Below are 20888 nucleotides of genomic sequence, written 5' to 3'. Positions count from 1 at the left end.
TCGTCGTTGCGAGTGCTGTCGGTGGGGGTGCGTCCGGGGAGCAGGTACGCCTCCGCGAGGAACAGGGAGCGCGGTCGTGGGCGTCCTTCGGCGGTGTCTGCTGCGCCGTTGACTCCCCGGACGGGTCTGGGGGTTTAGCCGGCCGCGGGGTCTTCCTCCTCCGGCTCGTCGGGCCGTTCCACCCAGACCGCGCCCTCCTCGTCGGGCTCGTCGGCCGGCTCCTCGTCGTCGGGCTCGTCCGGCTCGTCTTCGTCGGCGGGCGGCTCGGGTACGGCGAAGAGGTCGGCGTGCTGGGCTTTGCCGGCGGCGATGACGTCGGCGACCTTGGGCTCGATGTCGTCTTGGGTGTCGATCTCGAGCTGCTGGTCGGCGTCGTGGAGCTTGCGGTTGTAGTGGAGTCCGCGGCAGAGCTCGCGGAGGTGGCTGTCGAGGTTGTCGTCGTTGCATGGCTCGACCTGGGTGAGGATCAGGTCGACGCGGCGCTTGCCTTCGGCGTTGGGGCCGTGGGGCTCTTCGACCCGCATCTCGACGATTGCCATGAAGTGGCGGCCGACTTGGGTGAACATCTGGTTGGCGATCTCTTCGGTGACGCCGGTGGATTCGAGGCCTTTGGCGCGGATCTTGGCGGTGGTGTCGGTCACTGGTTCTCCTGGTTGGGTGCGCGGTTGGTGTTGTTGGGGAGGTCGGGGTGTTTGGCGAGGTAGTCGCGGCGCACGATGGCCTGGTTCCACTCGGTCTCGGTGGTCTCGAGCTCGGCGCGGAGGGCCGTGACCTTGGTAGTGAGGCGGTCGACGTGGCGCTGGACGACCTCGAGCGCCTCCTGGGCTCGCTCGGCTGGTGTCTTGGTCTTCCTGGTGGTCCTACTCATGCGGCTCCTCGGTGCGCGGTGTGGGCGGGTCGTGCGGGGGCTTCGTAGAGGAGGCACCACTCGGTGATGCGGCCGGAGCCGGGGATGTTGGCGGAGTGGGCGATGCTGTAGCGGCCGGGGCCGATGGTGGTGGCGTGGGCTTGGGCTTTGAGGGCGGGGAGGTCCTGGCCGGCTTCACGCATCAGGGTGCTGATCGCGGCGTGGGGGTTGGTGATGGGCCAGACGGCGCGGAAGATCACGACGCCGCTCCGATCTCGAAGAGGCTGACCTGCTCAGTGGCACCCGCTGTACGGTGCGCGACCCGCTGCCCTGCTTCCTCCTGCTCGACGTACCGGAGCATGCGAGCGCACGTCTCTGAGTCGGGCCCGTGGCCGCGCGTCTCGATGCCGGTCGCGGTGGTCAGGGTCTGGCAGAAGCGGCAGGAGCACGGTGGGGAGTCGGCCCAGACGCGGCGGCGCTCGCTCATGATGCGGCTCCGATGTCGAAGAGACCGCCCTGGTCGGCCGCCTGTACGGCGTGGTGTTCAGGTGCTTCGAGCGGAGCGGACTCGGCATAGACGGTGCGGGCGTGGTCGAGCCAGTCGGTGTCGTCCATGGGAGCCCAGTAGCCGGCGGCCACCTCGATCCGCTCGGCGAGGTGCCTGCGTGCGTTCTCGCGAGCGTCGGGGGCGAGCCGGTGCTTGGCTTGATAGTCGACGTGCCGGGAGCTCTCGCGGCCTACGGGTGTCCCGTCTGCGAACAGCCACTGACCGCGGGACTCGACGTACCGGAGCCGAAGGCCGGTGCGCTTGTCGGTGGGGATCGTTGTCCCGAGCGTCAGCTGCTCGACGTAGTAGCGGACGTGGTTGCGGGTCAGGGACTGCGCCATACACATCCCCCAGTGGATGCCGAACTCGGAGCCGTGGTTGTTCGTCAGCAGGAAGACGGTCTCTTCCTGGTGGCACCAGCGGCAGCAGGCCGTGTCCCCGTGCACCACGACCGGCCCTGGGGCCGCGGTTGGTCTGCGGGCGCGGATGTGCTGACCGGTCATGAGGCGCGCTCCCACACCTGCACGCCGCGGCGGGTAACCCAGCGGCCGGCGCCGCTCTCGACCTCGTCTACCTCGGGAACGATGAGCGGCCCCCAGCCGTGCTGCTCGGCGTAGTTCCGCGACCTCGACGCTGCGATCCGCTCGCGCTGGTTGGTCTCAGGCGGCGGGGTCTCCCACAGCTCGGCGTACAGCGCGTCCGCCTTCCGCGCCGTGGCTACGGTGATGCACCGCTCGCCCTTGATGACCGGGTGTGCGTTGCGGGACCACTCCATGCCGAGCCGCCGGCCGATCTGGGACATCGACCAGCCGAGTGCGATCAGCGCCTGAAGCTTGCGGCTGGCTGCCGACGAGTCGCTCGCGCTGAGCACCGCGCCGTCAGCCAGCTGCAGCGGGCCGTTCCAGTCGGGGTCGAGCGCGAACAGCTTCTCGGCGGTCTCCCGCAGAGCGCGGCGCGACGGGATCTGGCTGCCGTCGGGCTGCCGCTTGCCGTACATCAGCTTCCAGAGCGTGCCGTTTGGCACGCCGGAGATCTTGGCGACCTGCTTGAGCCCCATACCGGCGTCGGCCAGCGTGCGGACGTGCTCCCGGACCGGACCGGCCGGCACGTACTTGTTGTAGCGCCCGTAGGCCTTCTGCCGCTCGCGCCAGGTCTCGGCCTCGCAGTTGGCCCGGCTACACGGCTTGCACCGACACTTGTCGAGCACGTAGCAGGCCCGGGTGCTGTGCTGGTGGTTCGCGGCCTTGTGCAGGCACGGCTTCGGCGTGCGGTCGATCAGTGCCTCGCGTAGCGCGGCCTCGGCCGCTCGGAGCATCGCGAGCTCGCGCTTGCGGCAGGAGTGCTTGTTGAACCAGTAGCGGGCCTCAGTGGCGCCGGCGTTCTCGTAGACCGCCTCGAGGCCGCACCGGGCGCAGCGGTGCCGGCGGGTGGCCCGGCGTACGCCGTCATCCATCTTGCAGACGTGCTTGGCGCCCATCGCCTCGGCCCGGGCTCGGCTCGAGTACGTCCCGGACCAGCCGCACCGGCACACTGCGCGGGCGCTCACGGGTTGGTGCCCTTCTCGAACGCAGCGCGGACCTGCTCGGGCCGTAACCCGGCGCCGAGGGCCTTGTTCGCCTTCTCGGCGAGCAGCTCGCAGGCTCCTTGCAGTTGGCCGTCTGAGTCGTCGGTGTCGTCGAGCACGAACCCGAGTACGACGTTGACGGCGTTGGCCTCCCCGATGTTCATCAGAACAGCCCCTGGTCTGGTCGTGCCGTGCCGGCGGCCGCGGAGGGTGCAGCCGCCGGCACGGGGTCAGGGGTGGGAGTGGTGAGGGCGGTGGGGATGTTGTCGGCGACGTACACCGCGAGGGCGTAGGCCTGCCAGACGTCTTCCTTGAAGCCGTGGAACCAGCCGGGCGCGGCTTTGGTCCCCTTCCCGTAGTTCGGCTGGCCGTGGGCGAACCGGTCGACCAGGGCGCGGGTGATGTTGGAGTCCTTGGCCTTCGAGCTGTGGCAGTGGTGCAGTTTCACCGGGTGTCGCTTGATCAGGTCGGGGGCGATGCCGGTGCGGTGTTCGATGGCTTCGGCGAAGCGGCCGATCCAGACGCAGGTCTCGAAGACGTCGGCGCCGACGGGCATGCCGTAGGAGGCGATCATCTCGATCGCGACGTGGTCGGCGGCGGTACCGATGGCGGCGCGCTGGAGTCCCCGCAGCAGCTCGTCGTTGGGGATCTTCTCGTGGTAGAGCGGTCGGCATTCGGGGCCGATGAGGGCGTACGCGGACTCGGTGTTGCCGGGGTCGATCGCGAGGATGGTGCTCATGACGCCGCCTTCCAGGGCACCGGTCGCGCGTCGTCGGGGATCTGGTGGAGGCCGCGGGCCAGCGGGTGCTTCGGGGCACCGGCCTTCGTGGTACCGAGTGCGGTGAGCCGGTCGGCGCCAGGCAGTGCCAGGGCCTGCTCGACGCGGTCGAGCCGGGCGTTCGCACCCCAGGCGGCAATGACCGGGTGGTCGTACCGGCGGGCCATGTCGAGGAACATCGCGAGGGTCTCGTCGTTGTCCGGCCCGACCGGGTCCTTTGCCCGCCACAGGTCCGCGGGCGAGGTGGCCCGGAAGGCGTAGAGGTTGACGACCGCGAGGCCCGTCCCTCCTAGGGCCCGGGCGTAGCCGATGCAGCGCCGGATGGTTGGGTCGTCCTGGTCGGCGTCGGCGGTGGACGGGTTGAGCATCACGAACGTGACCCACCGCGGGCGTTCGTACTCGTCCCTCCAGTCGCGGTGCAGGCTGTAGCGGAACTGGCCGCACGACGAGATCCGGGCGGCGGATCTGGTGAGTAGGTCGCTCACGAGTCGTCACCCCGTGCGATCGCGAACGGCTGGTAGTCGAGGCGCAGCTGCTCGACCATGAGTTCCACGGTCGGCCGCAGGGCCCCCGGGGTCATCGCCCAGACCTCGATGTGGTCGGCCCAGTCGAAGCGGGTCTGTCGTCGCTCCTCGGCCCGCGCCTCGGCTACGCGCTCGGGCGGGGCCCAGCCAGCGTCGATGATGGCCCGGGCGAGCGAGGGGTAGGCGTCGTCGTGGAGGTTTCCCCAGTGGGCCGACCGCCAGGTCATCCGCTGCCGTAGCACGTCGGCGAGCGGCTTGCAGGCGGGGCAGGCCCAGTCGGGGCCGCTGTGGTCGTGCTCGGCGCTGGTCGGGGTAGTGCTCACGAGGGCTCTTCTTCCTGCTCGTCCGGGAGCCGTCCGCCGGCGCTGTGGCGGCTGGGTGCGGTGACGATGTGGACGTCGTTGGGTGTGCCGAGGCTGGTGTAGACGTCGGTCGCGGGGTGGGCGGAGACGCCGATCCAGGTCCAGGTGTCGCCCCAGGCGGAGGTGAGGGTGACGGTGAAGGTGTCGTCGGCGTTGACGGGTGCGACCACCTCACGGGGTGCGTGCTCAGCTTCGGTCCGGCCGCAGGGGTACCGGGCGAGCTGCACGCGGCAGTAGTCCCCTCCGTACTTGCCGCCCCGGTACTCGTGCCCAAGGGGCAAGGCGGCGAGCTTCTTGCGGGTGTCACCGCGCACGCTGCCGAGGATCGGGGGCCGGTCGAGCGGGTCATTGGCGCTCATGATGCGCGCTCCTCGCGGACGGCGCGGGCGGCGTCGAGGATGGCGTCGCCAGCACGCCGCCAGGCCTTGGCGGCCTGTTCCTCCAGGAGGTGCCCGAGGTTGGTGTCCTGGTGGCGGTTGGCGAGGTCGAGGTAGAAGTCGGCGTCCTTGGCGTTGAGGTCGTAGCGGGCGACGGCCTGCCTGACCGTGTCGCTGTGGGGTTCGGGGATGCTGGGGTCGCAGAGTCTGCGTGCGTCGTCGGTGGTCACTGGTCGTCTCCGTTGAGTGGTTGGTGGGTGGTGTTGGCCCAGTTGCCGCGTTCGCAGCGGCGGCAGAACAGGTAGAGCCCGGCGCCGTACGCCGCGCCGAGGACCGTGGATCCGGCGATGAGGTAGGGCAGGCCGGGGCCCCATGCCCAGTCGGTGAAGTCGAGGACCAGGAGCCGGCACAGCTCCCGCTCGGCCGGGCTCACTGGGTCACCTCCCGGGTGGTGCAGCGGAGGTGGCGGCCGTAGAACTCGCGGTACATCCGGCGGCGCTCGGTCGCGGGGATCTCGCGGCTGATCTCGACGGTCCCGCCGCAGGAGCAGGTCTCGGCGTACGCCGGGCGCACCTGGACGGCGGCCGCGTTGATCACCTTTTCGAGATAGTCGAGGTGGTCGAGGAACCGCTCGACGTCGCTGCGCGCGGGCTTGGCGGGGGCGCTCATGCGAGGCTCCAGAGAGTGCCGGCGCCACGGTGGCTGCCGCGGTACGCGATGACCTCGCCACGCCGCTCGAACCGACGCAGACGCGGATACACGCGCGTGTAGTAGTCGCCCACCGACTGCGTGATCTCGGTCGTGGTCATCGCGGGCCGGTCGCGGAGCATGCCGAGGATCTCGTCGTCGATCGCGAGCAGCCCAGGGTCGTTGTGTCTGGTCACCGGGCCACCGCCTCGGGGAACTCGTCCCAGGTGCGGCCGTCGAGCTCACGGCCAGCGCGCAACTTCCCGACCCGCTCGATCCGGGTATGCCAGTCCGGGTGGCCCCGCTCGAACGGGTTGAACGGGTTGCGCTTGGTCATCGCCGTCATCCCGGCCGGGTGCATCACCGCAACGCGGTCGCTGTACGGCTTCGTCGGGATCCGGAACCGGTCGGGCTCGATCCAGGTCCACTCGCCGCGCTGCTTGAAGTGGAACGGGACGCCGGCTTTCGTGCACTGGTCCCGCAGCGAGCGGGCCCAGTCGGGGTGCATCGGCCGGGCGCCGTGGCCAGACTCGCCACCGACGATCACCCAGTCGATGCCGCCGGGGCGGAACTGGTACGCCGCAAGCGGTTCCTGGTTGATGGCCTCCAGCAGGTCCACGCGGCCGAGCAGCGGCTCACAGCTGAGGAACCGGACCGCGGCCGGGGTGTCGAGCAGCGCCGGGATCCGGAGGTCAGCGCGCTGCTGGTCCTCGACCGAGACGCCAAGCCACACGTTCGGCAGCGGCCACACCTGCGGGATGCTCCCGTCAGGGAGCCGCTGGGCCTCCCTCACTTGCAGCGCGCGGCCGCCGTCGACGTCGTCGTCCTCACCGCACGCCATGAGGTACGCGAGCGTTTCCACCTGGATCCAGAACCGAAGACTGCTGAGCAGCGACCGCATCCGGCCGTGCCGCTTCGTCAAGACCTGGAACGTGTGTGCGCGCGCGATCGCCATGACCGCGAAGACCCGGGCGATGTACTCGTCGGGGATGTCCTTGTGGAACAGGTCGCTCATCGAGTTGACGAACACCCGCCGCGGCTTCGTCCAGCGCAGCGGCAGGTCGAGCTTGTCGGGTCGCAGCTGGACGTCGAAGCCGTCCTCGAAGTAGTGGCCCGGTACGCCGCGGAACCGCTCGGCGAACGTCTTGGCGTAGCAGTGGTCACACCCGGGGGAGACCTCGTCGCAGCCGGTGACGGGGTTCCAGGTGGCGTCTGCCCATTCGATCTTGGTGTGGTCGGTCATGGCTGGTAGACCTTCTGCGTGGCGGGGAGGTGGGAGTCGTTCTTGCGGAGCACCAGGGCGACGTCGTGCTGGCCGTGACGGACCAGCAGCTTCTCCAGCGCCTTCGCCGTCATGTCGAGGCGGTGGGCGGCTCGGGTGAGGGACTCGCCGTGCTTGGCCATGTAGGTGGCGTCTTCGATGACGGCGGTCGTGGTGTACCTCATGCCGACCACGCAGCCGATTCGGTCAGCACCGTCAACCCGAGACCAGCCAGATCAGGCCGCGCCTCGACGATCTTCGCCAGCCGGTCCCACGTCTCCGGCGGCCGCGGCCTCCCTGGGCTCGCCGTCTGCGGACGGTCCGGGGCCGTCATGACACGACTCCGAGCGTGTGGCCGACGTTCGGCTGGACCATCCAGCCGTCCTGGGGCTCGTCGCCCCCGAACCTCAGGTGCACGACCTCGAACGGCGACGACCCGTCGTCGTAGCACCACGAGAACAGCTCGATGAACTGCCGCCGGTAGTCGTCGCCCTCGTCGCTGTCCGGCCAGCCCTCCTTGCTGCCGTCCGGGAGGAACGCGGCAACCAGGTCGCCGTTGATCGCCGTGACGATCGGGCCGACCACCAGCCGCTGGAAGCGACCAGGCAAGGTCTCGCGGAACGCAGCGATGTCAGGTGCTGGCGCCCTGCCGCTGGGGTAGTTGTCGCTGTAGACGTAACCGCTGATGTGCACCACGACCGCGTGGTGAGCCATGAACCCCATCACGCGCTCCGCTCGTGCGCGCCGACGTTGATCCCGGCCAGACGCGCCTGCCGCCGGAACGACCGCACGAGGCGCCACTCGGCGCGGCCCGGGTCGCCCTCGCCGATCAGCGCCAGCGCGTCGCGGACCGCGGAGCGGCGCTCCTGGTCGATCGCTTCCTCGGGGTGGGTGGCGAAGGCGGAGGCGTTGTCAGACCACACGCTCACGACGCACCGCCGACCGGTCGGCGCACACCGACGTACAGGGGCCACCCCGGGTCCACCCCATCGTGCGGTTTGTTGTTCTTGTCGAAGTACTCCCGCAGCCCGTCCGCCTGCGCCTTCGCCCACCCGATCTGCGACTGATGCAACCCGTCCACGGTCTGCCCGACGAACTTCCTCGCGTGCCGATCCAGGATCTTCGGGACCAACCGGCACGCCGCCAACGCGTCACCATCAGCGGCGTGCGCCCCGGTGTGCACCACCCCGTAGGGGCGGCACACATCGACCAGCGTCCGGCCGCCCTTGCGGAACGGGTGCGCGTACTTGTCCAACACCCGAGGGTCGATGACCGGCGCGATCTGTCCGTTCACCGAACGGCGCCGCTCCATCAGCGTGGGTACGCCGTACCGCTGGTTCTCCTGCTCCAACAAGGTCAGGTCGAACGCGGCGTTGAACGCGACGATCGGGATGTTGTGCTGCAGCGCGAGGGCGAGCCGGCCTGTGACTTCGTGGAGGACGATCTCGGGCGGGGCGCCGTGCTCGGCGGCGTGCTCGGTGGTGATGCCGTGGACGTTGGTGGCTTCGGCGGGGATGTCGATGCCGGGGTTGGCCAGCCAGGTCCGCACCGTGGGGCGTACGCCGTAGGCGATGTCGACGAGTGCGACGGTGACGATGCGGTCGTTGTAGACGTCGGTGCCGGTTGTCTCGGTGTCGAAGCCCAGGAGGCGCATACCCTGCCACTTCGAGGCGGTCATGACGTGACTCCCGCCCAGTTGCGGGAGTCGTTGCTCTCGTCGCCGCAGTAGTCCTTGACGGCGGGGTACGCCGTCGCCGCGGCGAGCGCGAGGGTCGCATGTACGTCGGCGACCGCAGCGACCGCGGCCGCGCGCTGTGAGCATGCCCGCGAGACGTCCGTGGGGTGGGGTACGCCGGCCTTGAACTGGTCGAGTTCGGCGACTGCCAGGGCTAGGAGCCGCTCGGCTTCCCGGTAGTGCTCCGGGCCGTTCATGCCGCCGGCTCCTCGCCCGTAACCAACAGCTGCAGGTACGCCTTGAGCTCCGAGGCAGACGCCGACTCGGGGGTGAGGTCACCCATCCGTGCGACAAAGTCGTCCTGCACCTGCGGGAGCGACATGCCGTGCTCGGCGGCAGCCTCGAGGACCTTGGTCCAGACCACAGTCGCTTCCTCCTCGCCCGCGGTCGGCGCAGTGGAGTCGGGGACGACGTCGGCCTCGTACACGCCCTCCGCATCCGGCTGCGGCGCCTTTGCGGCCTGGATCTGGTGCGCGCGCTCCTTGAACGCCGCAACGAACTCATCAGCCCTCGGCGACGGCGTCGCCTTCGGGCCGACCAACACCGCCTGCACCATCTCGCCCCAGATCACGGTGCAGTCGTCGAGTGAGGCGGCGTCCTCAAGCCGCTCGAACCACGGGGCGTACGGGTCGGGTCCGGCGATCGCGGGTCTGCCTTCCCCTTGCGGACCCGCGATCGCCGGAGTCTGCGGGACCGGCCCGGCGAGCTCCGGTGTGGCGACCCGGCCGCGGCCGGCCATCAGCTCGGCCGGAGTCACGTCGATCTCGATGATCGGCACCATGAACCGACGCGTCTGCGGCTTCCCGTCGACCACCGTCTTGGAGACACGCTCCTCAAGGGACAGCCAGCCGTTGACGTAGCCGCCGGCCTGCGCCAGGAACTCCGCGGCGTCGGGCAGTTCCATCGCGGCATTCCAGCCCTTGGTTTCCAGCCTCCACACGCCGATGCCCTCGACGTCGCGCAGGACGACGTTCAGGCGGGTGGTCGGCCGGGCCTCGATGTGACGCGGGTCGTCGGGATCGCAAGTCTCGCCGCTGAGCATCTCCGTGTAGCCATCACAGCGGTGGACGCAGATTCCACCGGCCCACGTCTCTAGAAACTGCGAGACCGGCTGCGGGGGCACCATGATCGGGATGCGCTTGGAGTCGGTGAGCACCTCCCACTGCTTGGCGCCGCCGCCTTGGGGTGTCCACTCCTGGACTGTGCCGCCGTACAGCGACGCCGCCTTGTCGAGCAGCGGCTTCGACGGAGAGGTGAGGCGGAACCGGTCGAGCTTGGCGGGTCGGGTCTTGCCCGACTGAGTCGGGACGACCTGTCCAATGCGGATCCGGCCGAGCGAGCGAGCGCGCTTTTGGAGGGTGAGAATCGCCATGGTCAGGCGGCCTTTCTGGTCGAGGTGTCGAAGGGCCAGCGGTTGTGCTTGCTGGCGTTGCAGGAGGTGCAGGCCGGGCGCAGGTTGGCTGGCCAGTTCGAGCCGCCACGAGAGAGCGGCTTGACGGGGTCGATGCAGGTCCACGGCGCCCGGCACATCCAGCAGCAGCCGCCGTAGAAGTCGATGCGGGCCTGCAGACGACGGGCGTCCACGTCACCGAGCGCGGCCTCCTCGAGCGCCTTCCGGCGTGGCTTGGAGATCCGCTGCTGGTAGTGGTTGGAGCAGAACCCGAGGCAGTAGTGGGGCCGCTCACAGCCATCGAGGTCGCACGGCAGGTCGGGGCGGTAGACCTTGAAGGGCTGGTCCGCTCGGACGTCTCCGTAGAGACGGAGGCGCTCGTAGTGGGAGTTGCAGTAGCCGCCCGCCTTCGCGGCCCGGTCGCAGCGCGCGACCGCACAGTTGGCGGGCGTGATCACCGGGAGGTCAGGCTGGCCGTACGCCCGGAGCCGGCGGTCGTGGAGTCGGCAGTGGCCGTTGGCGCAGAGGGGCCGGTCGCATCCATCGACTGGGCAGAGCCCGTCGTACTTCGCAACACCGATCGGAACGTCGGCGAGCACGTCGCCGTGTTGCCTAAGGCGGCTCAGGTGGGTGCCGCACAGATTCCGCGCGTGCGGCTTGTGCGTGCATCCCTCTACGCGGCAGCGGTCGCCGTTCCTCCCCTTCACCTGTAGCGGCTTGGCCGCCTGGACGTCACCGGTCCGCAGCAGGCGCGCGTAGTGCCCCTGGCAGTACCCGCGGCCCCAGTGCGTTCGTTCGCAGTGCTCGACGATGCAGACGCCCATCACGCCACCGCCTGATCCGGTGCCGGCAGTTCGAGCGCGCCGCCGATGACCGGGTCGTCGACCTTCGCGGACGAGATCCGCGAGGACCATTCGTCGACGACCTGGGCGTACCGGAAGTAGGAGTACTCCCGGTCCCCGCAGCGCGCCGGGTAGAGCCGGTAGCCCTCGGGTCGCAGGTGCAGCACGATCCCGACCGGTGCGGTCGTCGGCATCGGGACCCTGGATCCGTCTCGCAGCCAGCACCACGCCGCGGCGCGGTACGCCGACATCTGCAGTCCGGCCTCCGGATAAACCCCGTGGACGTGGCCGGAGCCGAGGATCTTCGGGTACGGCTCGCCGCCGTCGTCCGGGGTGATCCAGTCGCCACCGGTCTTGGTGTCGCCCATCAGGTCGACGCCTGCCGGTACGGCGTACCCCTGAGCGCGGAGTGCGTCACCGATCGGGCCGTCGGCGCCGAGGGTGTAGTCCAGCGTCCCGGCGTACCCGTGCTCCGGGTTCGCGACCACCATCTCCGAGGCGGTCCAGGCCGGCTTCCACTCGGCTTCGAAGCGGCGGAAGTTCTCGATGTACGGCGCCAGCTCCGGGCCGTCGAGCGCCCACTCCTCGTCGCCGACCTTCACCGACGCGGGCGGCTCGATCCCGAGGAGCCGGGCCTCGATGATCTTGTGGACCGCGCCGCCTACCTCGGCGCGCTCGTCCTTCTTCCGGGTGTGGGCCCGCTTGATCCACGCGGTCAGCTCGGCGAGCTGGTCGGGGAACCTAGATGCGGCGACCAGTGCGGGGAGGCTGTCGATGGCGCAGTCGGTGCAGGTGTTGGCTGCCCAGAAGATGAGGGCCTTTTTCGGTACGCCGCCTTCGAGGATGGTGGTGACGGATCGGAGTCGGTCGCCGGTGAGGTGGTCGGCGTAGTAGCCGTTCTTCTGGCGGTCGGGGATCGTGCCGCGGTCCTTCTTCTTCGGCTGCCGGCGGTGGTCCATGGGCCGGCCGTCGACCTCGGGGAGGGTCGGGTTGTCCAGGGGGCTGGGGCCTTCGTAGTCCTCGTCGGTGCTCGTCATGAGAGGACCTCCGGCGAGGTCGCCTCGGGCCGCGGGTGGGTGATCTGGGCGGCGCATTTGGCGAGCTCGTCGGCTACCGTGCGGTAGACGATCGACCACTGCTCCCACGTCATGTCGTCGGACGGGGCGTCGTCCTCGTGCATCTCACGCAGACGCCGGGCGTCGGCGAAGTAGGAGCGCTGCTTGGCGGCCAGCCAGTCGGTGGCGCTCTGCACGGTCGCCGCGGTCATGCCGCACCGTCCGGGAGGTCGGTGAAGGTGATCCGTTCGACGGTGTCCCACTCGTCGTTCCCGACCACGGTCCGCGGGCCGCGTACGACCAGGGCGTCTCGGTCGAGCTTGACGTCGGCGCGCGCCTTGCGGAGTCTTTCGAGCCGGAGCTTGCGGCCCTCGGCTGCGGTCCCGCCCCAGACGTTGTTGTGGGTTTCGGTGTCGACCTCGCCGGTGGTCCACGTCCTGGTCACGACGACCGTGCACAGGGCGCTCATGCCGCACCGTCCAGGACCGCAGCCAGCGGCACCGACCCGCTGCGGTAGGGCTCGCACACCTGGCAGATGTCGACCTCGACCACCCCGTCGGTGACCACACGCACCGACCCGCGGCCGTCGCAGGCCTTGCAGGTGACCCAGGGGGCGGGGCCGGTGCCGACGCCGTCGTACTCGGCGTCCTCCCGGCAGTCCGCGCACGCAGCACGGCAGTCCTCACAGAGCAGCTCGTGGTGCTGGCAGGCCTGCTCGACGGTGTCGGGGCAGAGGGTGTCGTCGGCGCAGATGGTGGCGCCGCAGTCGCCTTCGCAGGGGGCGTGGTCGAGGACCGTGGTCGGGGTGCTCATGACTCGTCGCTCGCGTTCTGGTGGAGTTCCCAGCGGGTGAAGTCGTAGTCGCCGAGGCGTTCGCGGCGGGCGACGGCGGCGTCCCAGATCGCCTCGGACTTCTCGATCTGCCGCTCCAGCGCGGCGGCCGCGACCTGGGCCGGCGTCAGCACCGGAGCGGCGGGCTGCTCGGCGGTCGGCTCGGCGGCGGAGTCGACGTGCGGCTCCCCGGGGAGTGGCTTGTCCGGGGTGACCATGTCGAGGGCGAAGGTCAGGAGGTTGCGCATCATGACCCCACCGCCTGCAGCGCGGGCACCACGTCCAGGCGTAGCGCGGTGAGGGCGACTCGGACGCCGGTGTCGGGGAGGGTGCACGACCACAGGTGGTGGGCGTAGCCGCTGTCGCGGTTGTCGACGACGTGGACGCCGGTGGTCAGAGAGCCCAGCCAGGCGGTGCGGTCCTCCCACCGGATCCGGACGTCGAACGACTCGATCACCGTGAGTGGCGGGGTGATGTTGAGGGGGACCGGGAGGTCGTAGGCCACGGCGTGCTGCGCGAGGGCGAGCATCGCGGCGTTGATGTGGGCCGGCGCGTTCATGTCGACACCGCCTCGGTGCGGCCGTTCGTCTCCGCGAGGTGCGCGTCACCCTCGTGCCAGGCCTCGACCTTGACCGGGTGCTCGGCGCCCTTCCACCCGCAGCGGCACACCGGGACCCACCCGGAGCCGGTCGGCTGCGTCATCGTCATGTGGATCATCGGTCCGCCCCCTCACCGACGTAGCGGACGTACACGCGGACCTGGCCGTCGACTGTGCGGGCCGACGCCTCGAAGCCGTGGCGGAAGTCGAGGTACTTCCCGTTGCGGATGCTGGAGGCGAAGCCCCAGCCCTTCTTGCCCTGGTCGGCCGGGTAGGTCCGGATGACGGCCCAGCTGTTGGGGCGCTCGCGGAGGGCGGCTGCGATGGCGGCGTAGCGGCCGGGCTTGGAGTCCTTGGCCGGGGGGTCCTCCCAGACGAGGCCTGCCGGCTTGGCGACCTGGTCGCGGAGGATGGTGATCGATGCGACGCTCATGACAGCTCGCCCGGGAAGTAGTCGAGGGCGATGCAGTCGGGTGAGTACTCGTCGGTCACGAGGTCTTCGATGGTGTCGACGTGGGGCTTGGTGGTGTTGGTCATGAGACACTGCTTTCTGTTGGAGCCGGATGCCCTGGTCCGTCTTTGGTGGTTGGCCGGGGCTCCGGCTTTCTCTGACTGATGAAGTTGGAAGGCGCCCGGCCCTTCTGGTCCGGCTTCCCCACCGGGGACCGGGCGCCGATCCCGCCCCGCCGCGCACAGACGCGACGGACCGGGAGGTCTATGCAGCGGGGGAGTCCTCCTCGCTCGTGCGGGGGACCGCGGCGAGGATCCGCGCGGCCGTCTCGACCTGCTCCTCGGTCAGCGGCGTCGTCCGCAGGGAGGCGAGGTACTCGCCGTACTCCCGCGGACGGCCCAGCCACGACACGGCCTCGGTCTGCTCGTCGGCGGCCATCACGCCACCTTCTCTCGCGACTGGTCGGAACGACCGGCGTCACCGGACACTCTGAGCACGAAGAGATCCTCGACGGGCACGCCGAAGTACCTCGCGATCAGGAGCGCGGCCGTGGGAGTGAGGGTTCGGACTTCCCCGCGGAGCAGCCGGCCGACGTAGGAGTGCGTCCGCCAACCCGCTGCCTGGGCGACGTCTCGCTGGCTGCGCTCCTGGATGACCATGAGCGTGGCGAGCTTCTTCCGGTCCCTGAGGTACATCCAGAGCTCTCCGTTCGACGTTGCGGGCTTAGATCTCACGGTACCTCCAACCGGTCATAGTGTCCACTGATACTGGTCAAGAGTGGATCACAAGGTGCCCACGCGTCAAGAAGTTCCAACCGTGTATTTCGCCAGGTCGGCCCTGACCTGCGGAAACACAAGCCACAGCCGCCGCTAGGTTGGTGCCCACGTCGGGTGGACAGGGTCCGGCGATCTGGTGCCCAAGCGGGCTGGCCTAGACCGGACGGAGTGACCGACTATGGGGACCATGGACCAACGCAGCGCACTTGGCGAGCTGTACGACGCTGTCACGCGCGCCAACGATTGGTCGCTGCGTGACGTGGAGGCTCGGATCGCGAAAGTCGGCGGATCACTGAAGCGGTCCCGCATCAACGACCTGGTGAACGCGAACCCGCTGGAGTCGATCCGGGCCGAGGTGATCTACGACCTCGCGGACGGGCTCGGAGTCTCTGCCGACCGCGTTGCGGTGGCAGTTGTCCAGTCGATGGGGTTCCGCGTGTCGGCCGACGGCATCACGCCGGCGGAGGCGATTGCACGGGACCCACACCTCAGTGAGGACACCAAGGCTGCGCTGCTGTCGATCTTGAAGACCGCGACCGAGAGGAGGCGAGGGGCATGACACGCGAAGTCCCGCCGCCAATGCGGTGCCCCTCGGCCAGGAGGCGTAGGAACCAGCGGTCGAGGGGCACCAAGCTCTACACGCTAGCTCAGCATCGAGCTCCCGACCGGGAAAGGCAGGAGGACGCATGACGAACCGAGTACGGCAGGGCCTCGGGCTGCTGGCGATAGCGGCACTGCTGTTCCTCGCGCTGCTGCTGCTCCAGGGGTGGACGAACCCGTGGAAGGACATCGTCCTCGGGGCCCCGCTGTTTGCCTGCGCCGCCGGCGGGCTTGGCGTGCTGGCGTACGGCCTACTTCGCGGCCGCTGACGCATCTGATCGGCCAGGATAGTTAAGACGGGCCCCAGACGGGTGGCCTACTTGTGTCAGGGCCAGAACACGTTCGGCGCATTACTGCGCCGCCCCCTTTTGGGCGATGTGTGACTCCGGGCACAGTGGACGGACGACACCCGGACCCCACCTCTAAGCGAAGCCCAGGTGTCGCCATCTTTACCAACGACAGAAGGGGAGGGTTGTTACCTCATGACACCCGGGTGGGGGGTCCCATGTGGGATTCCGGATTGAGCTTCGGAGGACTAGCCACAGCGGTCAGCTGGCTGGCGATGGGGACGTTGATGGCGTTGAGCTTCATCTTCGACTCCACGCAGCTCGGGCAGGCTGGGCTGGCGGTAACGGCGTTCGCGGCGGTGCTGACGCTGATGCAGGACAACGCGCGAACTCGGCGCATCGTCCGCAACGAGCGTCGCCGGCGGGAGGACGACGATGAGCTCAGTAAGCGCCGCTAGCAACTTAGAATCGATGTAAGCGTGGAGTGGCCCAGGGGCCGGCCACTCTTCGCATCCCCTACCGGTCGTCGATGACGATGCGCTCCGGGTCGAAACCAAGCCGCGACGGCTTCGACGCCGGCAGCACCTCGACCCGCCGTACCGCCTGCTCGATCAACGTACGACGGGCACGCAGCTGCGGCGGCCACGCAGCCCGATCACGCTCCGCGAAGCTGCTCAACGGCCGCGCCGCGATCTGAGCCATCAGGTCTTCCTGTCGCTCCCGCGCCCGGGTGATCGCCTGCAGCAGCATCTCGACCGAAACACCAGGCCGCGAGAGCTGCTGCTCGAGTTCGAGGATCCGCTCCTGGGTCTGCACCAGCTCGGCCGCGGCTGGTCCGGGTTCGGCTTCGATCTGCTGGCGGCGTTGTGCCACGGCGGGCTCGTCTCGGATCACCTTGCGGGCGTACGCCTCGACAACCTCCTCGGTCGGCACGGCGTCGATCCCGATCTTTCCGCACCACTGGTAGCCCGGCCGGGTGTGGCACCGGTAGATCCGCACGCGCCCGCCGGTCCGTCTCTGTGCGCGGCCGCCGGTGACCAACGGCGACTTGCAGAGCCCGCAGAAGATCATCCCGTTGAGCACTGCGACGCGCGGCGGGGGAGCCGGCGTTGTCAGCTGCACCTCAGCGGCGTGCGCCCGGATCACCTCCCACTGTTCGCGGTCGAAGATCGGCTTCCAGTTGCCATCGCCGACGATCTCACCGCGGAGCGTCGACCAGCCGGCGATGCGGGGGTTGGCGAGGTATCGGCGGATCGTCGTGTGGTTCCAAGGGGTGCCTTTCGTGGAGGTGATGCCCTCTTCGTCGAGCCACCGGGCGATCGTGGTGATGGGTACGCCGGCGATCAGGTCGGCCGCCATGCGGCGGGCGATCTCTGCTTCGTCCTTGTCGACCTTCCCTTTCTTGGTGTACCCGAACAGCCGGGACCCGGTCTTCGGGAAGGTGCCGTCTTCGCGCTGCTGCTGGAGGGACAGCTGCCACCGCTCGGCGGCGTGCTCGACCTCGTAGGTCCCCATCAGCGCGAGCTGGCCGGCGAAGTACCGGCCGGTGGGTGTGGTGAGGTCGATGTCGCCGGCCTTGCAGGTCGCGATCTGGGTGTTCTGCTGCTTGCAGATGTCGGTGAGGGGCCCTAGGTCGCGGACGGTCCGGTAGAGCCGGTCGGGGTGCCAGGTGATGATCGCGTTGATCCGGCCGGACTTGATGTCGCCGAGCATCCGTTTGTATTCGGGCCGCTCCTTCTTCCGGTTGGTGGCGGAGATGTCGTTGTCGACGTAGATGTCGACGATCGGCCAGCCGAGGCTCTCGCCGAGAGCTCGGCTCTCTCCGTCCTGTCGCTTGACCCCGGCGCGTTTCCCGGTCTTGTCCTTGCTCATGCGCTCGTAGATCCCGGCGCGGACTTCCGTTTCTGACTGTGGCACCCTACTATCTTTGCATGAGACCTAGCCGTTTGTCCCGTCGGCCAGGTCTGGGAGGTGATCCGGATCGGCGGCGGCCCGGCTCAGCTGTCGGTGGTCTCGACCGCGAGCGCACTCGGGATCCTGCTGCCCGCGCTGCTCGGTGGCGTGGTCGCCGACCGGGTTCCGCAGAAGTCGATCCTGCTCTGCGTGGCGGCCGTGGAGCTGGCCGGCATGGGCATCGTCGCCTTCCTGAGCCTGAGCGACCTCACCGCCCTGTGGCACCTCGCGGCGATCGCCGCGATGACCGGCGTCGGCTTCGCGTTCTACTACCCCGCCTACTCAGCGTGGCTGCCCGCGCTGGTCCCCGAGGAGGACCTGCTGGCGGTCAACGGCTTCGAGGGCATGGTCCGGCCGACCATCGGCCAGGCGATCGGCCCCGCTGTCGCCGGCGCCATCGTGGGTGCGGTCAACCCCGGCTCGGCGATCCTGGTCGCGGCCATCGCCTCGGCCGCCGGTCTCGCCGTACTCAGCACGGTGCCGAAGACGCCGGTACGCCGTGAGCAGACCGAGGACGATGCGGCCAAGCACCCGATCCGCTCGGCGTTCAGCGACATGCGCGAGGGCTTCGTCTACATGGTCAGGACGCCGTGGCTGCTGGCCACGCTGCTGTTCGCGAGCCTGATGATCCTGGTGATGATGGGTCCGCTGGAGGTGCTGGTCCCGTTCCTGGTCAAGGACAAGCTCGGCGGTGGGCCGAGCGACCACGCCTGGGTGCTGGCGGCGTTCGGCCTCGGCGGTGCGGTCGGCTCGATGGCGATGGCGTCGCTGAGGATGCCGCGCCGCTACCTCACCTGGATGAACCTGCTCTGGGGGGTCGGCTGCCTGCCGCTCGCGCTGATGGGCGTGGCCAACGCGATCTGGATCATCGTGGTCGCGGCGTTCGTGCTCGGCGCGACGTTCTCGGCGCCGATGGTCATCTGGGGCACGCTGCTGCAGCGGCGGGTGCCGCCGGAGCTGCTGGGCCGGGTGGCCAGCCTGGACTTCTTCGTCTCGGTCAGCCTGATGCCGGTGTCGATGGCACTGGCCGGCCCGGTCTCGGAGGCGATCGGGCTGCGCAACACCTTCCTGATCGCCGGCATCGTTCCGGGCATCGTCGCGATCGTGGCGATCATCTGGGCCAGGCTGCCGCAGGACGAGCTGGCCCACCCGCTGGACTAGAGCTCGGCGAGCACTCGCTCGTTGTGCCGGTGGCCGACGGTCTCGTAGCCGACGATCGTCACCCACGGGACCAGCGCGAGCACGGCCAGGCACCACTCCAGTGACACGCCGCCGGCCGCCATCAGCACCGGCGCGACGAGCAGTGCCGCCGAGCCGGCGAGCAGGATCATGTGGAACGGGTCGAAGGTGCGGGTGAGTGCGGCGTACAGCAGGAAGAGCCCGGCGATGTAGACCGCGACCGGGATGGTCACGCAGAGCACGGTGCCGGTCGTGTCGAGTTTGCTGTGGTGCTCCAGGTAGTACGCCGCGACGTGCAGGCCGGCGCCGACCGCCACCACCGCCACGATCAGCGGGATCTGGCCGTAGCCCCAGCCGAACGAGCGCTCGCGGTGAGCGTGCAGCAGGTCGCCACAGGGGACCACGAAGTAGGTCCACCACACGCCGAAGGTCAGCGCCACACCCGCGACGCCGACGACCGCGACATCCAGCGACCAGCCGGGACCGTCGGGTCCGACGATCGCCGACAGCGTCGCCATGGTGCCGATCATGCCCTCGCCGAGCGCGATGATGATCAGCAGCCCGTACCGCTCGGCGATGTGGTGGGCGTGCCACGGCGGGCCGCCGTACCGCCGCTCGGCGACGATCGGACCGGCCAGCTCGATCAGCAGCGGGACCGCGGCGATCAGGAAGAACGCGCCGACGCTCAGGTCGGGGATCAGCAGCAGCACCCAGCCGATCTGGGAGACCACGATGGTGCTGACGTAGACCATCGAGACCGGCCGCCGGTCCGGGTCCTCCTTGGCCATTCGCAGCCACTGCGCGACCATCGGGATCCGCATCACGACGTACCCGAGCACCATGATGTCGTTGTCGACCTTGTCCTTCTCAAGACCGGCGAACATGTCGGACAGGCCGAGGGCCAGGATCAGCACGCCGATCATCTGGACCATCGTGGTGACTCGATAGATCCAGTCGTCGGTGTCGTACGCCGAGGCGAACCACGAGAAGTTGATCCAGGCCCAGGTGATCGCGAACCCCGCGAACGCGAACCCGAGCAGCCCGTCGGCGATGTGCTTGTCGGTGAGCGCATGCGCCAGCTCGTTGGCGGCCACGCCGTACGCGACCACGAACGTCAGGTCGAACAGGAGCTCCAGTGGAGTCGCCGCCCGCCCGATCTCGTGCGGGTCGCGACCAGTCATCCGGACCTTGCGGTGGTCCATGGTCTCGCTCATGGCCCGCAGTCTAAGGACGATGACTCTCAGTGGGCAGGGCGTCGGCAGTGTGGCCAAGTGCTCTGCACCCGTCGGGGGCGCACATGGATTCGCACGCGGGCCGGCGCGAGCGGTACGTCGGCGAGCAGTGCGGCGTGAGCGGCGGCGAGCTCCGGCCCGGGGTCGATACCGAGGTCGTCCACCAGCCGGGTGCGGACCCGGAGGAAGAGGTCGAAGGCAGCCGACCGGCGACCGACCGCCTGATAGAGCCTCATCAGCGCCGCGTGCAGACCTTCGTGCAGCGGCTGGGTGCGGACCGCCCGCTCCAGCAGTGGTACGGCGTCCGCGGCGAGGCCCGCCATCAGCGCGGACTCGGCGTACCAGCAGCCGGCCTGGTCCAGCTCGCCCTGCAACCCCTGCGCGAGGGGGCCGCCGGCCAGCTGGGTGGCCGCAAGCGGGTCGCCCTCCCAGAGCCGGACGCCGGCCGCCAGCAGCCGGGCCCGGCGGGTCGGGCTCGCGGAGCGCCGGGCATCGCGGACCAGATCGCGGAACTCGACGAGGTCGACGGCATCGGCACGCAGGCAGTAGCCGTCGGCCACGCCCGGCAGGACGGCGCTTGGCGCGCGGGCCGGCCGGCCGGGTTCGAGGGCGCGCCGGAGCCGCTTGATGTAGGTCTGGACGACGTTGGTAGCCGACGGTGGTGGGCCTGCAGGCCAGAGCGCGTCGATCAGCTCTGCCCGCGCGATCGGCCGGCCGGCCGAGGCGGCGAGGATGGCGAAGACGGTGCGTTGCTGGACCGATCCGAGCGCTATCTCGTCGTCCTCCTGCCATGCGCGGACAGGTCCGAGCAGCTGTACCTTCACCACGAGTTTGCGCCCCCTCCCACGTATGCGCGACAACCCGGATGCGGCGCGAAAAGCTGCTTCTCCCGGAGGCTAACGCGCGGCTCGCCGCGGCGGGCAGGTTTCCTGGCAAACCCGGCAAAATCGGGAGGACCTTCGTCCAGTCGTCGTCCAGTGACAGTCCAGCGGGACCGGCGACAGTGGCGCCG

39 protein-coding genes and 1 pseudogene are annotated in these 20888 nt (G+C 69.5%); 4 read left to right on the top strand and 36 right to left on the bottom strand.

What is annotated here, in order from left to right; genetic code table 11:
• Positions 1–134: 134 nt before the first annotated feature.
• From DDV73_RS27905 to DDV73_RS11060, 33 genes are all read right to left on the bottom strand, one after another.
• Positions 135–641, bottom strand: coding sequence for a hypothetical protein (locus tag DDV73_RS27905; protein WP_154402722.1), 507 nt, complete (start codon positions 639–641; stop codon positions 135–137).
• Positions 638–868, bottom strand: a complete 231-nt coding sequence (locus tag DDV73_RS11200) for a hypothetical protein (RefSeq protein ID WP_109507334.1) — start codon at positions 866–868, stop codon at positions 638–640. The genes DDV73_RS27905 and DDV73_RS11200 overlap by 4 nt, the downstream gene beginning before the upstream one ends.
• Positions 865–1107, bottom strand: coding sequence for a hypothetical protein (locus DDV73_RS11195; protein WP_109507333.1), 243 nt, complete (start codon positions 1105–1107; stop codon positions 865–867). The genes DDV73_RS11200 and DDV73_RS11195 overlap by 4 nt, the downstream gene beginning before the upstream one ends.
• Complete coding sequence (locus DDV73_RS11190; RefSeq protein WP_109507332.1) at positions 1104–1334, bottom strand: hypothetical protein; 231 nt, start codon at positions 1332–1334, stop codon at positions 1104–1106. The genes DDV73_RS11195 and DDV73_RS11190 overlap by 4 nt, the downstream gene beginning before the upstream one ends.
• On the bottom strand, positions 1331–1897 hold the full coding sequence (locus tag DDV73_RS11185; RefSeq protein ID WP_109507331.1) for a hypothetical protein: 567 nt from the start codon (positions 1895–1897) through the stop codon (positions 1331–1333). Before DDV73_RS11185 ends, DDV73_RS11190 begins: the two co-directional genes overlap by 4 nt.
• Positions 1894–2940: a hypothetical protein gene (locus DDV73_RS11180; protein ID WP_154402721.1), complete on the bottom strand. Its 1047-nt coding sequence runs from the start codon at positions 2938–2940 to the stop codon at positions 1894–1896. Before DDV73_RS11180 ends, DDV73_RS11185 begins: the two co-directional genes overlap by 4 nt.
• A complete protein-coding gene (locus DDV73_RS11175; RefSeq protein WP_109507329.1) occupies positions 2937–3122 on the bottom strand; it encodes a hypothetical protein in 186 nt (61 codons plus the stop codon). The genes DDV73_RS11180 and DDV73_RS11175 overlap by 4 nt, the downstream gene beginning before the upstream one ends.
• Complete coding sequence (locus DDV73_RS11170; protein WP_206050819.1) at positions 3122–3697, bottom strand: hypothetical protein; 576 nt, start codon at positions 3695–3697, stop codon at positions 3122–3124. Before DDV73_RS11170 ends, DDV73_RS11175 begins: the two co-directional genes overlap by 1 nt.
• Positions 3694–4221 (bottom strand): DUF1643 domain-containing protein, encoded by a 528-nt coding sequence (locus DDV73_RS11165; RefSeq protein WP_109507328.1) that lies wholly within the window; start codon positions 4219–4221, stop codon positions 3694–3696. The genes DDV73_RS11170 and DDV73_RS11165 overlap by 4 nt, the downstream gene beginning before the upstream one ends.
• Positions 4218–4583 carry a hypothetical protein gene (locus tag DDV73_RS11160; protein ID WP_109507327.1) on the bottom strand — a complete coding sequence of 122 codons (366 nt, stop codon included), beginning with the start codon at positions 4581–4583 and terminating at the stop codon, positions 4218–4220. Before DDV73_RS11160 ends, DDV73_RS11165 begins: the two co-directional genes overlap by 4 nt.
• Positions 4580–4981 (bottom strand): hypothetical protein, encoded by a 402-nt coding sequence (locus DDV73_RS11155; protein ID WP_109507326.1) that lies wholly within the window; start codon positions 4979–4981, stop codon positions 4580–4582. The genes DDV73_RS11160 and DDV73_RS11155 overlap by 4 nt, the downstream gene beginning before the upstream one ends.
• A complete protein-coding gene (locus tag DDV73_RS11150) occupies positions 4978–5229 on the bottom strand; it encodes a hypothetical protein (RefSeq protein WP_109507325.1) in 252 nt (83 codons plus the stop codon). The genes DDV73_RS11155 and DDV73_RS11150 overlap by 4 nt, the downstream gene beginning before the upstream one ends.
• Entirely contained in the window at positions 5226–5432 is a 207-nt protein-coding gene (locus tag DDV73_RS11145; RefSeq protein WP_109507324.1) for a hypothetical protein, read from the bottom strand. Before DDV73_RS11145 ends, DDV73_RS11150 begins: the two co-directional genes overlap by 4 nt.
• Entirely contained in the window at positions 5429–5668 is a 240-nt protein-coding gene (locus tag DDV73_RS11140; protein ID WP_109507323.1) for a hypothetical protein, read from the bottom strand. Before DDV73_RS11140 ends, DDV73_RS11145 begins: the two co-directional genes overlap by 4 nt.
• Entirely contained in the window at positions 5665–5883 is a 219-nt protein-coding gene (locus DDV73_RS11135) for a hypothetical protein (RefSeq protein WP_109507322.1), read from the bottom strand. Before DDV73_RS11135 ends, DDV73_RS11140 begins: the two co-directional genes overlap by 4 nt.
• The gene (locus DDV73_RS11130) at positions 5880–6929 is read right to left on the bottom strand and encodes a DUF5131 family protein (protein ID WP_109507321.1); all 1050 of its coding nucleotides are present in this window, start codon (positions 6927–6929) and stop codon (positions 5880–5882) included. Before DDV73_RS11130 ends, DDV73_RS11135 begins: the two co-directional genes overlap by 4 nt.
• Positions 6926–7132 (bottom strand): hypothetical protein, encoded by a 207-nt coding sequence (locus DDV73_RS11125; protein WP_109507320.1) that lies wholly within the window; start codon positions 7130–7132, stop codon positions 6926–6928. Before DDV73_RS11125 ends, DDV73_RS11130 begins: the two co-directional genes overlap by 4 nt.
• Before the next feature lie 145 nt (positions 7133–7277).
• Entirely contained in the window at positions 7278–7670 is a 393-nt protein-coding gene (locus tag DDV73_RS11120) for a hypothetical protein (RefSeq protein ID WP_109507319.1), read from the bottom strand.
• Positions 7670–7876 (bottom strand): hypothetical protein, encoded by a 207-nt coding sequence (locus DDV73_RS11115; protein ID WP_154402720.1) that lies wholly within the window; start codon positions 7874–7876, stop codon positions 7670–7672. Before DDV73_RS11115 ends, DDV73_RS11120 begins: the two co-directional genes overlap by 1 nt.
• On the bottom strand, positions 7873–8625 hold the full coding sequence (locus DDV73_RS11110; RefSeq protein ID WP_161962361.1) for an exonuclease domain-containing protein: 753 nt from the start codon (positions 8623–8625) through the stop codon (positions 7873–7875). Before DDV73_RS11110 ends, DDV73_RS11115 begins: the two co-directional genes overlap by 4 nt.
• Positions 8622–8879 carry a hypothetical protein gene (locus DDV73_RS28220; protein WP_161962360.1) on the bottom strand — a complete coding sequence of 86 codons (258 nt, stop codon included), beginning with the start codon at positions 8877–8879 and terminating at the stop codon, positions 8622–8624. Before DDV73_RS28220 ends, DDV73_RS11110 begins: the two co-directional genes overlap by 4 nt.
• Positions 8876–10054, bottom strand: a complete 1179-nt coding sequence (locus DDV73_RS11105; RefSeq protein ID WP_109507316.1) for a recombination directionality factor — start codon at positions 10052–10054, stop codon at positions 8876–8878. The genes DDV73_RS28220 and DDV73_RS11105 overlap by 4 nt, the downstream gene beginning before the upstream one ends.
• 2 nt (positions 10055–10056) lie before the next feature.
• Complete coding sequence (locus DDV73_RS29155) at positions 10057–10896, bottom strand: HNH endonuclease (protein ID WP_240617244.1); 840 nt, start codon at positions 10894–10896, stop codon at positions 10057–10059.
• Positions 10896–11951, bottom strand: a complete 1056-nt coding sequence (locus DDV73_RS11095) for a hypothetical protein (protein WP_109507315.1) — start codon at positions 11949–11951, stop codon at positions 10896–10898. The genes DDV73_RS29155 and DDV73_RS11095 overlap by 1 nt, the downstream gene beginning before the upstream one ends.
• Positions 11948–12181 carry a hypothetical protein gene (locus tag DDV73_RS11090; RefSeq protein WP_109507314.1) on the bottom strand — a complete coding sequence of 78 codons (234 nt, stop codon included), beginning with the start codon at positions 12179–12181 and terminating at the stop codon, positions 11948–11950. Before DDV73_RS11090 ends, DDV73_RS11095 begins: the two co-directional genes overlap by 4 nt.
• Positions 12178–12438 carry a hypothetical protein gene (locus DDV73_RS11085; RefSeq protein ID WP_109507313.1) on the bottom strand — a complete coding sequence of 87 codons (261 nt, stop codon included), beginning with the start codon at positions 12436–12438 and terminating at the stop codon, positions 12178–12180. Before DDV73_RS11085 ends, DDV73_RS11090 begins: the two co-directional genes overlap by 4 nt.
• On the bottom strand, positions 12435–12782 hold the full coding sequence (locus tag DDV73_RS11080; RefSeq protein WP_109507312.1) for a hypothetical protein: 348 nt from the start codon (positions 12780–12782) through the stop codon (positions 12435–12437). Before DDV73_RS11080 ends, DDV73_RS11085 begins: the two co-directional genes overlap by 4 nt.
• The gene (locus DDV73_RS11075) at positions 12779–13051 is read right to left on the bottom strand and encodes a hypothetical protein (RefSeq protein WP_154402719.1); all 273 of its coding nucleotides are present in this window, start codon (positions 13049–13051) and stop codon (positions 12779–12781) included. The genes DDV73_RS11080 and DDV73_RS11075 overlap by 4 nt, the downstream gene beginning before the upstream one ends.
• The gene (locus DDV73_RS11070) at positions 13048–13359 is read right to left on the bottom strand and encodes a hypothetical protein (protein ID WP_109507310.1); all 312 of its coding nucleotides are present in this window, start codon (positions 13357–13359) and stop codon (positions 13048–13050) included. The genes DDV73_RS11075 and DDV73_RS11070 overlap by 4 nt, the downstream gene beginning before the upstream one ends.
• Positions 13356–13508, bottom strand: coding sequence for a hypothetical protein (locus DDV73_RS27900; protein WP_206050818.1), 153 nt, complete (start codon positions 13506–13508; stop codon positions 13356–13358). Before DDV73_RS27900 ends, DDV73_RS11070 begins: the two co-directional genes overlap by 4 nt.
• A 5-nt stretch (positions 13509–13513) precedes the next feature.
• Positions 13514–13831, bottom strand: coding sequence for a hypothetical protein (locus tag DDV73_RS11065; protein ID WP_109507309.1), 318 nt, complete (start codon positions 13829–13831; stop codon positions 13514–13516).
• Positions 13832–14113: 282 nt separating this feature from the next.
• Entirely contained in the window at positions 14114–14287 is a 174-nt protein-coding gene (locus DDV73_RS27895; protein ID WP_154402717.1) for a hypothetical protein, read from the bottom strand.
• Positions 14287–14544, bottom strand: coding sequence for a helix-turn-helix transcriptional regulator (locus DDV73_RS11060; protein ID WP_109507308.1), 258 nt, complete (start codon positions 14542–14544; stop codon positions 14287–14289). The genes DDV73_RS27895 and DDV73_RS11060 overlap by 1 nt, the downstream gene beginning before the upstream one ends.
• A gap of 268 nt (positions 14545–14812) precedes the next feature.
• Here DDV73_RS11060 and DDV73_RS11055 point away from each other — a divergent pair, with 268 nt between their 5' ends.
• From DDV73_RS11055 to DDV73_RS11045, 3 genes are all read left to right on the top strand, one after another.
• Positions 14813–15184 (top strand): hypothetical protein, encoded by a 372-nt coding sequence (locus DDV73_RS11055; protein ID WP_109507307.1) that lies wholly within the window; start codon positions 14813–14815, stop codon positions 15182–15184.
• Positions 15185–15311: 127 nt separating this feature from the next.
• Entirely contained in the window at positions 15312–15494 is a 183-nt protein-coding gene (locus tag DDV73_RS11050; RefSeq protein ID WP_109507306.1) for a hypothetical protein, read from the top strand.
• A gap of 305 nt (positions 15495–15799) precedes the next feature.
• Positions 15800–15970, top strand: a complete 171-nt coding sequence (locus DDV73_RS11045) for a hypothetical protein (RefSeq protein WP_161962359.1) — start codon at positions 15800–15802, stop codon at positions 15968–15970.
• Positions 15971–16028: 58 nt separating this feature from the next.
• On the opposite strand, the gene DDV73_RS11040 is transcribed toward DDV73_RS11045, so the two are convergent.
• Positions 16029–17384, bottom strand: coding sequence for a recombinase family protein (locus tag DDV73_RS11040; protein WP_109507304.1), 1356 nt, complete (start codon positions 17382–17384; stop codon positions 16029–16031).
• A 93-nt stretch (positions 17385–17477) separates the two neighbouring features.
• Between DDV73_RS11040 and DDV73_RS11035 the strand changes: the two are divergent.
• Positions 17478–18626: pseudogene (locus DDV73_RS11035) on the top strand (MFS transporter); the annotation flags it as partial.
• Here DDV73_RS11035 and DDV73_RS11030 read toward each other — a convergent pair.
• Complete coding sequence (locus tag DDV73_RS11030; RefSeq protein WP_109507302.1) at positions 18623–19858, bottom strand: low temperature requirement protein A; 1236 nt, start codon at positions 19856–19858, stop codon at positions 18623–18625. The pseudogene DDV73_RS11035 and the gene DDV73_RS11030 sit on opposite strands and share 4 nt — an antisense overlap.
• A gap of 26 nt (positions 19859–19884) precedes the next feature.
• Positions 19885–20703, bottom strand: a complete 819-nt coding sequence (locus DDV73_RS11025) for an AfsR/SARP family transcriptional regulator (RefSeq protein WP_161962358.1) — start codon at positions 20701–20703, stop codon at positions 19885–19887.
• Positions 20704–20888: the final 185 nt, after the last annotated feature.

This window comes from Nocardioides speluncae, assembly GCF_003121585.1.
In the GTDB taxonomy this organism is placed as follows: domain Bacteria; phylum Actinomycetota; class Actinomycetes; order Propionibacteriales; family Nocardioidaceae; genus Nocardioides; species Nocardioides speluncae.
This window is presented reverse-complemented; position numbering and strand designations above follow the sequence as displayed.